Source organism: Kribbella sp. NPDC048837, assembly GCF_055586945.1.
Genome location: NZ_JBVJHF010000001.1, coordinates 364524 through 380405, shown reverse-complemented (window position 1 = coordinate 380405; position 15882 = coordinate 364524). Strand labels below are relative to the sequence as shown.

Annotated in this window: 13 protein-coding genes and 1 pseudogene; 11 read left to right on the top strand and 3 right to left on the bottom strand. The window is 69.2% G+C overall.

Features of this window, described 5'->3' with window-relative positions:
- Positions 1-41: 41 nt before the first annotated feature.
- The gene (locus ACZ6O0_RS01890) at positions 42-1925 is read right to left on the bottom strand and encodes an ABC transporter ATP-binding protein (RefSeq protein ID WP_465764051.1); all 1884 of its coding nucleotides are present in this window, start codon (positions 1923-1925) and stop codon (positions 42-44) included.
- A 178-nt stretch (positions 1926-2103) separates the two neighbouring features.
- Between ACZ6O0_RS01890 and ACZ6O0_RS01885 the strand changes: the two genes are divergently transcribed.
- The 7 genes from ACZ6O0_RS01885 (at position 2104) to ACZ6O0_RS01855 (ending at position 9822) form a co-directional block, all read left to right on the top strand.
- Positions 2104-2874 (top strand): TetR/AcrR family transcriptional regulator, encoded by a 771-nt coding sequence (locus tag ACZ6O0_RS01885; protein ID WP_465762914.1) that lies wholly within the window; start codon positions 2104-2106, stop codon positions 2872-2874.
- 41 nt (positions 2875-2915) lie between these two features.
- Positions 2916-3614, top strand: coding sequence for a TetR/AcrR family transcriptional regulator (locus ACZ6O0_RS01880; protein ID WP_465762913.1), 699 nt, complete (start codon positions 2916-2918; stop codon positions 3612-3614).
- On the top strand, positions 3614-5347 hold the full coding sequence (locus tag ACZ6O0_RS01875) for an ABC transporter ATP-binding protein (RefSeq protein ID WP_465762912.1): 1734 nt from the start codon (positions 3614-3616) through the stop codon (positions 5345-5347). Before ACZ6O0_RS01880 ends, ACZ6O0_RS01875 begins: the two co-directional genes overlap by 1 nt.
- Positions 5344-7467 carry an ABC transporter ATP-binding protein gene (locus tag ACZ6O0_RS01870; protein ID WP_465762911.1) on the top strand — a complete coding sequence of 708 codons (2124 nt, stop codon included), beginning with the start codon at positions 5344-5346 and terminating at the stop codon, positions 7465-7467. Before ACZ6O0_RS01875 ends, ACZ6O0_RS01870 begins: the two co-directional genes overlap by 4 nt.
- Positions 7468-7606: 139 nt before the next feature.
- Complete coding sequence (locus tag ACZ6O0_RS01865; RefSeq protein WP_360456572.1) at positions 7607-8065, top strand: MarR family winged helix-turn-helix transcriptional regulator; 459 nt, start codon at positions 7607-7609, stop codon at positions 8063-8065.
- Positions 8062-9495, top strand: a complete 1434-nt coding sequence (locus ACZ6O0_RS01860) for an MFS transporter (RefSeq protein WP_465762910.1) — start codon at positions 8062-8064, stop codon at positions 9493-9495. Before ACZ6O0_RS01865 ends, ACZ6O0_RS01860 begins: the two co-directional genes overlap by 4 nt.
- Before the next feature lie 33 nt (positions 9496-9528).
- Positions 9529-9822, top strand: coding sequence for a DUF1330 domain-containing protein (locus ACZ6O0_RS01855; protein WP_465762909.1), 294 nt, complete (start codon positions 9529-9531; stop codon positions 9820-9822).
- Between the two features lie 30 nt (positions 9823-9852).
- On the opposite strand, the pseudogene ACZ6O0_RS01850 reads toward ACZ6O0_RS01855, so the two are convergent.
- Positions 9853-10032 (bottom strand): annotated as a pseudogene (locus tag ACZ6O0_RS01850) (hypothetical protein); the annotation flags it as partial.
- Between the two features lie 47 nt (positions 10033-10079).
- Here ACZ6O0_RS01850 and ACZ6O0_RS01845 point away from each other — a divergent pair.
- Positions 10080-11411: a hypothetical protein gene (locus tag ACZ6O0_RS01845; protein ID WP_465762908.1), complete on the top strand. Its 1332-nt coding sequence runs from the start codon at positions 10080-10082 to the stop codon at positions 11409-11411.
- Positions 11338-12333 (top strand): nucleoside hydrolase, encoded by a 996-nt coding sequence (locus ACZ6O0_RS01840; RefSeq protein WP_465762907.1) that lies wholly within the window; start codon positions 11338-11340, stop codon positions 12331-12333. Before ACZ6O0_RS01845 ends, ACZ6O0_RS01840 begins: the two co-directional genes overlap by 74 nt.
- A gap of 40 nt (positions 12334-12373) precedes the next feature.
- Here ACZ6O0_RS01840 and ACZ6O0_RS01835 read toward each other — a convergent pair whose 3' ends face one another.
- Positions 12374-13000, bottom strand: coding sequence for a hypothetical protein (locus ACZ6O0_RS01835; RefSeq protein ID WP_465762906.1), 627 nt, complete (start codon positions 12998-13000; stop codon positions 12374-12376).
- Positions 13001-13154: 154 nt separating this feature from the next.
- On the opposite strand from ACZ6O0_RS01835, the gene ACZ6O0_RS01830 reads away from it, so the two are divergent.
- Both ACZ6O0_RS01830 and ACZ6O0_RS01825 read left to right on the top strand, forming a co-directional pair.
- A complete protein-coding gene (locus ACZ6O0_RS01830) occupies positions 13155-15209 on the top strand; it encodes a sensor histidine kinase (protein ID WP_465762905.1) in 2055 nt (684 codons plus the stop codon).
- Positions 15202-15852 (top strand): response regulator transcription factor, encoded by a 651-nt coding sequence (locus ACZ6O0_RS01825; protein ID WP_465762904.1) that lies wholly within the window; start codon positions 15202-15204, stop codon positions 15850-15852. Before ACZ6O0_RS01830 ends, ACZ6O0_RS01825 begins: the two co-directional genes overlap by 8 nt.
- Positions 15853-15882: the final 30 nt, after the last annotated feature.

Below are 15882 nucleotides of genomic sequence, written 5' to 3'. Positions count from 1 at the left end.
TGCGCCGGGGAGAAGGCACAACTCGAACGGAAGGACCGTGCCTAGACCGTGAGTGCCTCCGGGGTGTCCTCGGTGTCGGGCTGGTCGAACTGAGTGCGGTACAGCTCCTCGTAGCGACCACCGGCGGCGAGAAGGTCGGTGTGCGTCCCGCGCTCGAGGATGCGGCCGGCCTCGATCACCAGGATCTGGTCCGCGGCACGGATCGTGGAAAGCCGGTGGGCGATGACGACCGCGGTCCGCCCGGCGAGAGCCTCGGTGAGTGCGGCCTGGACAGCGGCCTCGTTGGTCGAGTCCAGCGCCGCGGTCGCCTCGTCGAGGATGACCACCCGCGGCTGCGCCAGCAGCAGGCGGGCGATCGTCAGCCGCTGCCGCTCACCACCGGACAGCCGGTACCCGCGTTCGCCGACGACCGTGTCCAGCTGATCCGGCAGCGACCGGATCAGCTCACCCAGCCGCGCCCGCGTGAGCGCGTCCCACAACTCGTCCTCGGTCGCTTCGGGCCGCGCGAGCAGCAGGTTCTCCCGGATGGAGTCGTGGAAGAGATGGCCGTCCTGCGTGACCATGCCGAGGGTGTCCCGCAGCGACTCGGCCGACACGTCACGGACGTCCACTCCGGCGAGCTTCACCGCGCCGGCGTCGACGTCGTACAAGCGGGGGATGAGTTGCGCGATCGTGGACTTGCCGGCCCCGGACGAGCCGACGAGGGCGACCATCTGCCCCGGCTCGGCGCGGAACGACAGGTCGTGCAGCACCTCGACCCCGCCGCGGGTGTCGAGCTTCGCGACCTCCTCGAGCGAGGCCAGCGAGACCTTGTCCGCCGACGGGTACGCGAACCTGACGCCGGAGAACTCCACCGACACTGGCCCCTCGGGCACCCGGCCCGCGTCCGGCTTGTCCTTGATCAGCGGCTCGAGATCCAGCACCTCGAAGACGCGCTCGAAGCTGACCAGCGCGGTCATCACCTCGAGCCGCGCGCTCGCGAGCGCGGTCAGCGGCGAGTACAACCGCGTCAGCAGCAACGCCATCGACACCACCGCACCCGCGTCGAGCTGATCGCGCAACGCGTAGAACCCGCCCAGCCCATACACCACGGCCAGCGCCAGCGCCGAGACCAGCGTCAGCGCGGTGACGAAGATCCACTGCACCATCGCCGTCCGCACCCCGATGTCCCGCACCCGGCGCGCCCGGATCGCGAACTCCGCCGACTCCCGCGCCGGCCGTCCGAACAGCTTCACCAGCGTCGCGCCCGGCGCCGAGAACCGCTCGGTCATCTGCGTACTCATGGTCGCGTTGTAGTCGGCCGCTTCCCGCTGCAGCCCGGCCAGCCGGGTCCCGATCCGGCGGGCCGGTACGACGAAGACCGGCAACAGGATCAGCGCGAGCAGAGTGATCTGCCACGACACCCCGAGCATCACCACGAGCGTCAGCACGAGCATCACCACGTTGCTGACCACGCCGGACAGGGTGTCGCTGAACGCCCGCTGCGCCCCGATCACGTCGTTGTTCAGCCGGGAGACCAATGCGCCGGTCCGGGTCCGGGTGAAGAACGCGATCGGCATCCGCTGGATGTGGTCGAACACGGCCGTCCGCAGGTCCAGGATCAGGCCCTCACCGATCCCGGCCGACAGCCATCGGGTGAGCATGCTGATCCCCGCCTCGGCGATCGCGATCACCGCGATCAGCACAGCCAGCTGCAGCACGACGCTGAACGCCTTGCCGCCCACGATCGCGTCGACCACCCTCCCGGCCAGCACCGGTGTGGCGACCGCGAGGACGGCCGCGACGACGCTCAGCACCAGGAACCAGACCAGCTGCTTGCGGTGCGGCCGCGCGAAGGCGAGGATGCGTTTCAGTGTGGCCCGTGAGAACGGGCGTTTCTCGTCCTGGGCGTGCATCGCGTGGTACAGCGAGTTCCACGCGGTCATCTCCATGCTCACGGCTGTGCTCCGATGAATCGGTCGATCGGGGAAGTCGATGATTCCGGACACCACCGACAAAACCCGACGCTAGAACCTCGACAACCCTTGAGGTCAAACCCTTTCCTAACTGGGTACAGTGTACGAGGTAACCGGACCACCTAGCCAATCCGGAAGAAGCGCGCCCATGAACCAGGAGTACAGCGGCAGCGGGGACCCGGCGAAGAGTCTCGAACTGCTGTGGCGCCGGCGTCCGCAGCCGACGCGCGGACCCAAGCCGGCCCTGACGGTCGACCAGATCGTCGAGGCCGCACTGCGGGTCGCCGACACCGAGGGTCTCGCCGCGCTGTCGATGCGGCGCGTCGCCGACGAGGTCGGGTCCGGCGCGATGACGCTGTACCGCTACTTCCCCGGCAAGGGCGAGCTCCTCGACGTCATGCTGGACGCCGTGTACGGCGAACTCCCGCGACGCGACGTCGACGGCGACTGGCGGGCCAGGCTCGACGAGGTCGCCCGCGAGAACCGCGAGCTGTATCTCCGCCATCCCTGGATGCTGCACGTCGCCGTCAGCCGGCCGCCGCTCGGCCCGAACGTGATGGCCAAGTACGAGTACGAGCTGGCCGCGGTCGACGGGATCGGGCTGACCGACATCGAGATGGACGACACCGTCGCCCTGGTCAACGGGTACGTGCACGGCGCCGTGCGTACGGCGGTGGAGGCGCGGCAGGTGATCCAGCGGTCCGGGATCACGGACAAGGAGTGGTGGCTGGCGCACGTACCGCACCTGGACCAGATCGGCGACAGCAAGAAGTTCCCGCTGGCGTCACGGGTCGGGACCGCGGTCGGGAATGAGTTCGACGCCCCGTACGACTCCGATCACGCGTTCGAATACGGTCTGGAACGGCTCCTGGACGGCGTTTCCACGCTGGTGGCGAACCGGTCTGCGCCACAAGTATGAATATAGTTGTGAGTGAGTACTCACTCAGTTAACCTCGAAGCGTGACTCCACGAGCGACTCCACTCCCACCCGAAGAACGGCGCGCCGCCATCGTGCGGGCCACGCTGCCGTTGCTGGAGGAGTACGGGACCGAGGTGAGCACCAAGCAGATCGCCGAGGCGGCCGGGATCGCCGAAGGCACGATCTTCCGCGCGTTCGGGAGCAAGGACGCGCTGATCGACGCGACGATGGCGTCCGCCATGGACACCAGCGACCTGATCACGGCGCTCGAGCGGATCGACCGTTCGCTGCCGCTGCGGGAGCGGACCATCGCCGCCGTCGAGGTCGGCCAGAACCGGCTGCGCGGCGTCTTCAAGCTGATGTTCGCGCTGCGGCTGCGGCGCCCACCCGATCTCAAGTCCACACCGATGGACGAGGCCCGCCGCAAGCGGCAGTCGGACCTCGCCAACGCCGCGTTCGCCGAGCTGCTCCGGCCGGACGCGGACCAGCTGAGGTGCTCGCCCGAGGAGGTGGTCCGGATGATCGGCATGCTCACCTTCTCGGCCACCCACCCAATGATTTCCGGCGGCAAGGCGCTGACCGCCGAGGAGATCGTCGACTTCGCCTTCGACGGTGTCCGCAAGCGCACGACCGGCCCGGACGCGGTGAGCTGTCCAAATCGAGATCAGCCGCCGGCCACCGGGGACGTCGCCGAGCCCGCGCTCGACGGCGGCCGCCATCACGACTCTGGGGATGATTGATGTTAGTTAGCGTCTTGCGTACGCACTTGCGTCCGTACGTGGGAAACCTGTCCCTGGTGGTCGCCCTGCAACTGGTCGGGACGATCGCCTCCCTCTACCTACCCAGCCTGAACGCCGACATCATCGACAACGGTGTGGCCAAGGGCGACACCGGCTACATCATGGCCACCGGCGGCTGGATGCTCGGTGTCAGCCTGCTGCAGATCATCTGCACGGTCATCGCGGTGTACTTCGGTGCCAAGACGGCGGCGCTGTTCGGCCGCGACGTCCGGGCCGCGGTCTTCCACCGGGTCGGCGAGTTCTCCGCCCGCGAGGTGAACCAGTTCGGCGCACCGACGCTGATCTCGCGCAGCACGAACGACGTCACCCAGATCCAGATGCTGGTCGTCACCACCTGCACGATGCTGGTCGCGGCACCGATCACGATGGTCGGCGGCGTGTTCATGGCGGTCCGCGAGGACATCGGCCTGTCCTGGCTGGTGGCCGTCGCCGTGCCGTTGCTGGCGGCCTCGATCGGGTTCATCGCCAGCCGGATGGTCCCGCAGTTCCGGAAGATGCAGAAGAACATCGACGGGGTGAACCGGGTGCTGCGCGAGCAGATCACCGGCATCCGGGTGGTCCGCGCCTTCGTCCGGGAGCCGCACGAGGTCGAGCGCTTCGGCGTGGCGAACCAGAACCTCACCGACACGGCCATCCGAGCGGGCCGGCTGATGGCGCTGGTCTTCCCGGTCGTCATGCTGATCCTGAACCTGTCCAGCATCGCGGTGCTGTGGTTCGGGGCCTCCCGGGTGGAGAACGGGACGATGGAGGTCGGCGCGCTGACCGCGTTCCTGAGCTACCTGATCCAGATCCTGTTCTCGGTGATGATGGGCGTGTTCGTGATGATCATGGTGCCGCGGGCCTCGGTCTGCGCGGACCGGATCGCCGAGGTGCTCGGCACCGAGTCCTCGGTCCGGCCGCCGGTCACCCCGATCACGACCTTCACCGGACGCGGCCAGCTGGTCTTCGACAACGCCTCGTTCAAGTACCCCGGGGCCGCCGAGCCGGTGCTGCACAACATCAACTTCGTTGCGTCACCGGGGCAGACGACGGCGATCATCGGCAGCACCGGCGCGGGCAAGACCACGCTGTTGTCGCTGGTCCCGCGGTTGTTCGACGCCACCGAAGGGCGAGTGCTGGTGGACGGCATCGACGTACGCGACATCGATCCGGAGGCCCTCTGGGAGCGGATCGGCCTGGTGCCGCAACGCCCGTACCTGTTCTCCGGGACGGTGGCCAGCAACCTGCGGTACGGGAACCCGGAGGCCACCGACGACGAGCTGTGGGAAGCCTTGGAGATTGCCCAGGGCAAGGACTTCGTCGAGGCGATGCCGGAAGGGCTGAACGCGCCGATCGCGCAAGGCGGTACGAACGTCTCCGGCGGTCAGCGGCAGCGACTGGCGATCGCGCGGGCGCTCGTCCGCAAACCGGAGATCTACCTGTTCGACGACTCGTTCTCGGCGCTCGACCTGGCCACGGACGCCCGCCTGCGGGCCGCGCTCCGGCCGATCACGGCGGACGCCTGCATGGTGATCGTCGCCCAGCGGGTGTCCACGATCATCGACGCCGACCAGATCGTGGTGATCGAGGACGGCGCGATCGTCGGCAAGGGGACCCATCAGGAGTTGCTCGACAGTTGCCCGACGTACGTCGAGATCGTCGAGTCCCAGCGATCCGCGGAGGAGGCGGCATGAGCGAGGACAAGCAAGCCCCGGCCGCCTCTCCGAACGGACAGGCACCGAACGGACAGGCACCGAACGGTCAGGCGCCGAACGGACAGGCGCCGAACGGTCAGGCGCCGGCGCCGGCCGGCGGCGCGACGACCGTCAAGGCGACCGAGCGGCCGACGACCGGCCGTGCGTTCGGGCCACCCGGTGGGATCCCGGGGGACAAGTCGCTGAACTTCCTCCCGTCGGCCAAGCGGCTGCTCGGGCGGTTGCGGCCGGCCCGGCTCCAGGTCTCCGGCGTCATCCTGCTGGCGGTCGGCAGCGTCAGCCTGTCGGTGCTCGGTCCGAAGATCCTCGGCCGGGCCACCGACATCATCTTCGCCGGCGCGATCGGCAGGGGACTGCCCGCCGGCCTGACCAAGGACCAGGTGATCGAGCAGACCCGGGCCTCCGGCAACGGCCGGCTCGCCGACCTGCTCGGCGGGATCGACCTGATCCCGGGCGTCGGCATCGACTTCGATGCCCTGCGCAACGTCCTGATGATGGTGCTCGGCCTGTACGTCGGCGCGTTCTTCCTGTCCTGGGCCCAGGGCTACATCCTGAACGGCGTGGTCCAGCGGACCATCCTCGCCCTGCGGTCCGAGGTCGAGGACAAGCTGAACCGGCTGCCGCTGAGCTACTTCGACGGCGCGCCCCGCGGTGAGCTGCTCAGCCGGGTGACGAACGACATCGACAACATCTCGACCAGCCTGCAGCAGACCCTGAGCCAGTTGCTCACGTCGCTGCTGACGGTGGTCGGCGTGGTCACGATGATGATCGTGGTCTCGCCGCTGCTCGCCCTGATCGCGCTGGTCACGATCCCGATCTCGATGATCCTGACCGCGGCGATCGCCAAGCGGTCGCAGGTCCGGTTCGTCGCGCAATGGCGTCATACCGGCGCCTTGAACGGCCAGATCGAGGAGGCGTTCACCGGGCACGAGCTGGTGAAGGTCTTCGGCCGGCAGAAGGAGATCGAGGCGAGCTTCGCGCAGAAGAACGAGGAGCTGTACCAGGCCGCGTTCGGCGCGCAGTTCATCTCCGGGCTGATCATGCCGGTGATGATGTTCATCGGGAACGTCAACTACGTGGTGATCGCGGTCGTCGGCGGTCTGCGGGTCGCCTCCGGCACGATGTCGCTGGGTGACGTCCAGGCCTTCATCCAGTACTCGCGGCAGTTCACCCAGCCGCTCACCCAGGTGGCCTCGATGGCGAACCTGCTGCAGTCCGGGGTCGCCTCGGCCGAGCGGGTCTTCGAGGTGCTGGACGCCGAGGAGCAGGTGCCGGAGGACGCGACACCGGCGAAGGTCACCGATGCCCGCGGGCGGGTCGAGTTCGAGCACGTGTCGTTCTCGTACGACCCGGAGAAGCCGCTGATCACCGACCTGAGCCTGGTCGCCGAGCCCGGCCAGACGGTCGCGATCGTCGGCCCGACCGGGGCCGGCAAGACCACACTGGTCAACCTGGTGATGCGGTTCTACGAGCTGAACGGCGGCCGGATCACCCTCGACGGTGTCGACATCACCGAGCTGACCCGGCACGACCTGCGGTCGCGGATCGGCATGGTGCTGCAGGACACCTGGCTGTTCGGCGGCACGATCCGGGACAACATCCTCTACGGCAACCTGAACGCCACCGAGGAGGACATGCTGGCCGCGGCCAAGGCGACGTACGTCGACCGGTTCGTGCACAGCCTGCCCGACGGGTACGACACGGTGATCGACGAGGAAGGCAGCAACGTCAGCGCCGGTGAGAAGCAACTCCTCACCATCGCCCGGGCGTTCCTCGCCGACCCGCAGCTCCTCATCCTCGACGAGGCCACCAGCTCGGTCGACACCCGCACGGAGGTCCTGGTCCAGCGAGCGATGGCTGCGCTCCGCTCCGACCGCACCAGCTTCGTGATCGCCCACCGGCTGTCCACCATCCGCGACGCGGACCTCATCCTCGTCATGGAGAACGGCGCCATCGTCGAACAAGGCACCCACACCGAGCTCCTCCTCGCCGACGGCGCCTACGCCCGCCTCTACAACGCCCAGTTCAGCGGCGCCGTAGTAGACATCGACGAATCCGCCATCGCCACCCCACTAGCAGCCCCAGCCGCCCGCCGATAACCGAGGAAGGGGACGCCAGTCCGGCGTCCCCTTCCAGGCCTGACGCTCCTGTAGATCGTCAAGGAGTTGGGGTGAGGCCTTGGGCGCGCCGGTCGACCATGTCCATAAGCTGTGAATATAAAACTGTTATGCTTCGAGCATGAGTCGTCAAGACACCGCTCCTGGCGCGTCCGCCGCCATCGGGGCAGCCCTCTACGGCCTGGCCACCAGGGCCACGAGACGCCTGCCCCGGGACATGAGCCTGACGTCCGCCGCCACCCTGGCCACCCTGGACCGGACCGGCCCGCGGCGCATCACCGATCTGGCCGCGGTCGAGGGCGTCACCCAGCCCGCGATGACCGCCCTGGTCCGGGTGATGGAGGAGTCCGGCCTGGTCGAGCGGTGGGGCGACGCGTCCGACAAGCGGGTCACGCTGGTGTGCCTGACCGAGGCCGGCGCCTCCTACGTCCGGACGCGGCGCCAGGCGGGCGTCGACGCGTTCGAGCGGTTGATCGGCGAGCTCACCGGCGACGAAGTCGAGGCGCTGGTGGCGGCCCTTCCGGCGCTGAAGCATCTGGCAGAGCTCGAAAGCCAGGACCGCGAAGGGCCGAAGCAGTGACCGGGCAGCCGGTCGGCGGGGTCCCGGTGAAGGCGTTCCCGGTGGCGCGTTCCGAGGCGCGGCTGCTGGTCCCCGCCCTGATGTTCATCGCGCTGGTCGTGGCAGCGGTCGCCAGCCTCGGGGCGCCGCTCATCACCAGCGTGGCGACCACGTTCCACGTCTCGCTCGGCAGCGCGCAGTGGACGTTGACCATCGCGTTGCTGAGCGGCGCCGTCGCCACGCCCGTCCTCGGCCGGCTCGGAGCAGGCCCCCACCGGCGAGCCACAATTCTCGTCACGCTGGCGGTCGTCGTCGCCGGCAGCGCGCTCACCGTGCTCCCACTGCCGTTCGGATGGCTGCTCGTCGGCAGGGCTGCCCAAGGTGTGGGACTCGGTCTGACGGCGCTGATGATGGGCGTGGCCCGCGACCATCTCCCGGAGCCGCGCAGCGCGGCCACCATCGCCCTGATCTCGGTGGTCTCGATCATCGGGGTCGGCGTCGGTTACCCCCTCGCCGGGCTGCTCGCCGAACTCGGCGGGGTGCGCGCCGCCTACGGCTTCGGCCTGGTCGTCACCGCCGTCGCCTTCCTGACCGCGTGGCGCTCCATGCCCGAAGCCCCCGAAGGCCGCTCCGCCCACGTGGACGTGGCAGGCGCGGCCGTCCTGGCCGCTGCGCTGCTCCTGGTGCTGTTCCTCGCCGGCGAACGGAATCTGTGGAGCCGGCACCTCGCCGTGGCGGCGGGCCTCGCCGTCGTCGCGATGGTGCTGCTCTGCGTCTGGGCCGTCATCGAGCTGCGCAGCACGACGCCCCTGGTCGATGTGCGGGCGGTGCGGCACCCGGCGGTCGCCGGGGCGAACCTCGCCATGTTCGTCGGCGGGATCGGCATGTACCTCCTGCTCACGCTCATCACCCGGTACGCGCAGACGCCGCACGGCGCCGGCTACGGCTTCGGGCTGACGACCTTCGTCGCCGGGCTGGTCCTCATCCCGTTCTCGGTGCTGGGGTTCGTTGCCGGCAAGCTCACGCCGCGGGTCCGGACGCGGATCGCCGACCCCCTGCTCCTGGCCGGCAGCGCCGTCGTGGTCGGCGGCGGGTTCGCCCTGTTCGCGGCGGCCCGGTCGGACCTGGCCGAACTGTTCGCGGCGATGGCCGTGCTCGGCTTCGGCGTCGGCGGCTTCTCGGCCGCGATGCCCGGCGTCATCCTGGCCGTCACCCCCAAGAGCGAGACGTCGAGCGCCATGAGCTTCAACTACGTCGTCCGCAGCGTCGGGTACTCCCTGGGCAGCGCCATCGGCGGCCTGATCCTCGCCGCGGGCACCGGCCCCGGCCACCTCTTCCCCGACGACAGCGCCTACACCACCGCGGCGCTGGTCGGTATCGGCGCCATGGCGATCACGACGCTGACAAGCCTCGCTCTCGCCCGCCGACGCTCGTCCGAGACCAACCCGTAAGTCAGATGCACTCATCCCAACACTGGAGGTTCCATGCCCAAGGGCTACTGGGTCAGCGCCTATCGCACCATTTCAGACCCTGAGAAGCTGGCTGCTTACAACAAGCTGGCCGCTCAGGCCGTGAAGGCCGGGGGCGGTCGGACGCTCGTCCGTGGCGGTCGGGTCGTGGCGCATGACGCCGGAATCGCCGAGCGCACCGTCCTGGTCGAGTTCGACAGCTTCGAGCAGGCCGTCGCGGCGCACGAGAGTGCGGCCTACCAGGAGGCGCTGGTCGCCCTCTCCGACGGCGTCGAGCGCGACTTCCGCATCGTCGAAGGCATCGACTGACCGAGGTCCAGCCGGATCTTCACTACGCTCCTATAGATCGTCAAGCAGTTGGGGTGAGGGCTTGGTGGATGTGGGGTAGGAGTTCGCGGGGCGATGTAGCGCTTGAGGCAGCGCGCTGTGGTTGAGGCGGTGGCGGTCGGTGCGGCCGGAAGAGACCGGGACGGGTGAGGCGCCGCAGGGCGCTGCGAAGGCAGCTTCGGTGCGCAGCCTGTGGATAACTTCTGCGGCGTCGGCGCCGAATGTGCGCTACTTGAGGCATGGCGACCGAAGCTCCAGAATCCGTCCGCGCCCGAGGCGCCGCGGCTGCGTACCGGGTGGCGACCAGACTGGGGATCGCCGACCACGGCGACCTCGACACATTGCGCGACGCCTACGTTGTCGCGTACGAGTTTCCGGCGCCGATGATGGTCAGGATCGCCGACGACATGCTGGCGGACCTGCGTGCCGACGTCGGCTCACGTCGTACCGGCCGCGTCGTCGCACTCGGGCGTGACGGACACCATCTCGCGCTGGCGATGGCCAGGCTCGACCCCCGGTTCGTCAAGCGGCACGTCTCGAACGTCGTGCTGTCCCGGGCGCTCGTCGAGAACGCACTCCAGGATCTGGAGAACCACCAGGGTCTGGAGTTTCCTCAGGTCCACGGCTACCGGCGCGTGGCGCCCCGGGTGGACCCCGCGGACACGATCGGCGGATTCCGGGTGCTCAGCGACTACCTGCAGGCGCACCACGTGCCAGTCGGCCTACCGCAGAGCCGGGTCTCGGTGTTCGACACCAGCTTCAAGGGCACGGTGCAGGAGCTACTGGCGGCGGTCTACCCCGAGACGACCTTCACGGGGCGGTACGCGTTCTTCGGCGAATCACCGCACGATCCCCACCCGGGCAGCAAGAAGGGCTACGAGGTTCACCTGACCGCCTCGGAGTCGCGGCAAGGCCGTCCGTTCTACGACCTTCCTGCCGACGAGTCGAAGACCTTCGCTCATCAGCTCGCGCTCAACAGCGTCGAAGAGTTGCTCGACGGTCCGATGACGAGTCCGGTGCGGATCGGCGCCGATGGCCCGGCACAGACCGGGCAACGCAACGAGCCGACTCTGCTCGTGGGCTTGAGCGAGGGACGCGTCTCACCACGGCTTCGGCAGTTGCGAGTGCGCGAAGGCGCGAAAGTGGTGAATCTCCTCGCGGTTGCGGACTGCGCGCAGCACGCAGCCATGCTCCGGGACTCGGGCATGGACTACCGGACCGGACTGGAGACCGGTGCCCGGCGATACCGTGCCGAGATTCGCGCCTGGATCGGCGGCGGCGAGACCGATCCGCGGCTCAAGGAGTTTCTCGACTCCTTCGTCCACAGGACCGACAAGCAACACGCGGAGCTTCTCCAGCGAACGCTGGCGCACGCACGGGTTCCGGCGAATGCCGGCGCTCGGATCTGGGCTGCCTACGACCGTTGTGGCAGCGACGACGACAAGCGGGTGTTCGTACAGAATGTTCTCAGCTCAGCACAGACAGGCGGAGGTACGCATGGGTGGCAGCCGGAGCGAAGGGGATCCGACCAGCGACTGGTTGGCACTCGTTGGGCTGGGCGAGAGTCATGAGGACTTCGGCGACCTCGCCGACTCGCTGACTTCGGGCGGGCCACCACCGCCGGCCGGACCGCCGCCGATCGCGCGGGCGCCGATGATCATCGATACCGATGCCGGTGGGGATCCGGATGACACGGTGGCGTTGGTGGTGGCGGCTCGGCGGGTGGCCGAGTTGGCGTTGGTGATCACCAGTGATGAGTACGGCGGGGAGCGGGCGCGGTTCGTTCGGTATCTGCTGGATCTGGTGGGGCGGCCGGATGTGAAGGTGGTGGCCGGGTCGGATCTCGGGAACAGCAGGCTGTATTTCGTCGACGGGTTGTTTCCGGCCGGCGTACCGAAGCAGGACGATGATGTGGTTTCGGCGGTTGACGCGGTGTGCGCGTCGGTGTCGGGACGGATCCGGTGGGTCGGGATGGGGCCGCTGTCGAATCTGGCGGCGTTGCAGGCGGAGCGGCCCGAGTTGGTTGCGCGGATGGTTGTCACGCAGATGGGCGGGGCGATCGAGTATCGGGATCCGGCGCGGGCGGAGCACAACTTCCGGGTTGATCCGGACGCCGCGATCCGGATGGTGCCGGCGCTCGAGCCCTGGCTTCCCACGCTGGTTGTCTCCGACGTGACGTTCAACCCGGCGATGGAGATCACGCGCGAGTCGCCGATCTATCAGCGGTGGGCTCAGGCGGACACGCCGACCTGGGCGAAGGTCCTGCGAGCGCACTTCGACCGGTGGATGGAGCACTATCCCGGTTCGATGCAGCATGACGCGCTCACGCTCGCGGCCGCGACTCTGTGGCCGGGGATCCGGTTCGCCCGGGAGCGGGTCGCGCTCGACTCCATCGCGCGGATGAGCCGTAGTGAGCAGGGCACCGAGATCATCATGTCGATCAGTGCCGACTACGGCGCCTTCATGTCCTGGCTCGACGCCCAACTGAACTAGAGCGGGCGCCACCCCACAGAGGGGTGGCGCCGCCCGGTTCTCAGTTCTTCGGTACGACGAGGTCCGGCCGGAGGGCGAGCAGGACACCCAAGGTCGCGTACCCGATCAGCAGATGCGTCCCGCCGATCCACCGGGAAGCCCCGTCGCCGAAGAGGATCATCGACGGTACGGTCACGATCGCCCAGCTCTCCGCGACCAGCGGCCACCAGCGCAGGACGCCCCGCCACCGGCCGGCCAGCGCGATCTTCACCGAGATCACCGCCATACCGAGCATCGACAACGGCCAGCAGATGTCCATCGGGACCAGCCACGCCGCGTCCTGCAGGTTCGACGGGAGCACACCGTGCAGCAGCGACCAGACGCTCGCGATCCCGAGGATCACCGCCTCCACCTTCAGCAGTACGGTCGACGTCCCGGTCGCACGGGTCCGGTACTGAATCGCCAGCAGGCAGAACACGCCCAGCTGGAACGCGAGCCCGGTCAGATCGCCGATCCGCTCCGGCACCCCTTCGGTCACCGTGGTGAACGCGAAGATGCTCGCGGCCCACGTCAGCGTCCCGGCCGTCAGGCCGAGACCGAGCCGGCGGATCGTGCGTTCGGCCGGACCGGCCGGCACCTGAAGCGACGGCACCACATCGGTGCGGGCCTTCGCAGGTGTTGTAGTCATTCCGGTTCCTCCCCCTGAGGTCTGTCTCATGGCCTCCGAGTCTTCGGGGCCGGCTGACCCGCGAGACAGGGTCCGCGGTCCCTCGAGCTGTCCCGACGTACGACGGGACAGTTGACCCGGGACGGCGGGACACACTTTGGGTGACAATGCAGCGATGGGGGAGGACGCACGGAGGGGATGGGGGCCGGCTGTACTCGGTACAGTCGCGCTCCTGCTGTCTGTCGCGACGGTCGTCCTCGACCTGCGCAACGGCACCGACATTCCGCCCGCGGCCGAGCTCGACGCGGGGTGGACCGCCGTCCTGTCCGGACTGGCTCAAGTCATCCCCGGTCTGCTCCTGCTGCATCGGCTCCCGCGGCACCCGATCGCCTGGATCCTGACCGGGTCGGGTCTGTTGTGGATCGTCGACGGGTTCGCCTCGAGCTGGGCGGCGTACGCGATCTACACGTCGCCGGGTCTGCCCGGCGCGTCAGCGGCGTACTGGTTCTACTCGCGGTTCGGTGCGTTCCTCCTGCTCGGGCTGCCGCTGCTGATCCTGCTCTTCCCGGACGGCAGGCTGCCCACCGCGCGACTGTGGCGCGGTCTGTCGATCGCCAGCCTCGCCCTCACCACCCTGCTCCCGCTGCTGTTGCTCGTCGCACCGATCGACGTGATGGAGCGCTATCAGTCCGCCGCGCTCCCACCCGAGATCCGGGCGCTGAACCTCGACCCGTTCAGCGTCGATCTGCCGTACGACGTCTGGGCCGCGCTGCTCCGGGTTGCGTACGCCGGGGTGATCGTCAGCCTGGTCGTACCGTTCGCCGTGACCGTCCACCGCTACCGGGCCGCGTCGCGAGAACGCCGGGCGCAGATCCGCTGGCTGATGTGGGCCGCCCTGGTCGACCTGATCGTGCTGGTCGTGCCACTCGAGAATCCACCCGCGGTCTCGGCGCTCCTGTTCGCCCTCGCCATCGCGCTGACCTCGGCCGCGATCGTCGTCGCCGTCAGCAAGCATCGGCTGTACGACGTAGATCGGTTGCTCTCGGCCACCTTCCTGTACGGCGTCCTCGCGGTCCTCGTGGTCGGGGTCGACCTGGCCGTGTTCGCGGTGGCCGGCGGTGTGCTGGGTGAGCGCGATGCCGCGCTGGTGGCGATCGCGGTCGTCGCCGTGGTCTACGCGCCGCTGCGGAGCCGGCTCTGGCGCTGGGTACGACGTCTCGTCCGCGGCTCCCGTGACGATCCGTACGCGACCATGTCCGCGCTGGCCGAACGGCTGGAGTCGGCGGCCGACCCGGACGAGCAGCTGCGTGCCGTCGCCCGCACGGTGGCGGAGGCATTCCGGTTGCCGTACGTACGCGTGGAGATCGAGCGGTCCGGCGGAGGGCTGGCGATCGTCGAGCACGGCCGGGAGGTTGGCCCGACCCACGCGCTGGCTGTCGGCTATCGCGGCGAGTCGGTCGGTCGGCTGGTGTTCTGCCCGGGCCGCGGTACGGCGTTGTCTGAGCGGGACCAGCGGTTACTGGGTGACCTTGTCCGGCAGGCCGCTGCGGCTGCGCGGGCCAGTGAGCTGAGCACCGAATTGCAGCAGGGCCGCAGTCGGTTGGTCGCGGCGCGCGAGGAGGAGCGGCGGCGGCTCCGGCGCGACCTGCACGACAGCCTCGGCCCGAGCCTGGGCGCGGTGGCACTGCGCATCGAGACTGCCCGGAACCTGGCGAAGTCGGCTCCGGCCGAGGCGGATCGGATGCTGGAGCAGGCGACGATGGAGGTCGCCGCCGCGCTGGCCGACGTACGCCGGTTGGTTCACGATCTGCGGCCGCCGGCGCTGGACGAGCTCGGGTTGGTACGGGCGATCGAGCAGCAGGCGGAGCGGTTCCGGCTGAGCGGTCTGGCGGTGTCTGTCGACGCGGACCAGCTCGGCGCGCTGCCGGCGGGCGTCGAGGTGGCGGCGTTCCGAATCGCCTCGGAGGCGTTGACGAATGTGGCCCGGCACGCGGCCGCCGCTCGGTGCGACATCACCCTGCAGCTGGACGGATCGGCGCTCGAGTTGTCCGTCAGCGATGACGGGATCGGGATCGGCGCGGAGGTGCAGGCGGGGGTGGGGATGCTGTCGGTGCGGGAACGGGCCGCCGAGCTCGGGGGAGTCTGCAGTGTCACGTGTCCGGCGGGCGGCGGCACCGTCGTACGGGTCCGGTTGCCGCTCGACGCCGTACCGGAGGGTGTTCATGGGTGAGAGCGTGCGGGTGCTGCTGGCCGACGATCATCCCGTCTACCGCGACGGGCTGGCCGCGTTGCTCGGGTCGCTGGACGGCGTCGAGGTCGTCGGTACGGCGGCCGACGGGGTGGAGGCCGTGGACCGCGCGCGGGAGGTGCAGCCGGATGTCGTGGTGATGGACGTGCAGATGCCGCGACTGGACGGGATCGAGGCGACGCGGGCGATCACCGCGGACAGTCCACATATCGGCGTCGTCGTACTCACGATGGCCGAGGAGGACCAGACCCTGTTCGCCGCGATGCGGGCCGGCGCCCGTGGCTACCTGCTGAAGGGTGCGAACCAGGCGGAGATCGTCCGCGCGATCACGGCCGTCGCGCAGGGCGAGGCGATCTTCGGACCGGCGATCGCCCGGCGGGTCGCCGAGTTCTTCGCCGCCGCCCCGGCCGCGACCCCGGGCAGCCCCTTCCCGCAGCTCACCACCCGCGAACACGAGATCCTCGCCCTGGTGGCGGCCGGCCGCTCGAACGCCCAGATCGCCACCGAGCTCTTCCTTTCCCCGAAGACCGTCCGCAACAACGTCTCGAACATCTTCGCCAAACTCCACGTCGCCGACCGCGCCGAAGCCATCATCCGAGCCCGCAACGCCGGCCTCGGCCGCTGAGCCGGGGCTTTTGGCCCGGGCTCCGGCGCG